Origin of the sequence: Mesorhizobium sp. Primo-A (assembly GCF_003997175.1) — a bacterium.
Taxonomy (GTDB): Bacteria; Pseudomonadota; Alphaproteobacteria; order Rhizobiales; family Rhizobiaceae; genus Mesorhizobium; species Mesorhizobium ciceri.
Map to the genome: position 1 here is coordinate 1 of NZ_RZTG01000083.1, position 385 is coordinate 385.

1 protein-coding gene is annotated in these 385 nt (G+C 61.6%); it reads left to right on the forward strand.

The features are described from left to right. Nucleotides 1–385: ABC transporter substrate-binding protein (locus EOC83_RS32685; RefSeq protein WP_245441860.1), on the forward strand; the 385-nt coding region annotated here is incomplete at both ends.

Genomic DNA, 385 nt, shown 5'->3' on the forward strand with positions numbered 1-385 from the left:
GTGGTCGGCAACGATCACCCGATTGCCCCAGGGTCGCGCTACTTCAACACTGACTTGCCGCAGACCGTTTACGATCCTGAAAAAGCCAGGTTCCTGCTGAAGAAGGCCGGCATGGAAAGCATCACCATGCCGGTCATGGCGTCGCCTGCCGCCACCGGTTCGGTGGACATCGCCGTGCTGCTGCAGCAGTCGGCGAAACAGTCCGGGCTGAAGCTGGACGTGAACCGCCTGCCCAGCGACGGTTACTGGTCCAACCACTGGATGAAGCACCCGTTGAGTTTCGGCAACATCAACCCGCGGCCGAACGCCGACGTGATGTTCTCGCAGTTCTTCCAGTCCAAGGCGCCGTGGAACGAGTCCGGGTGGCAGAACGACCAGTTCGACC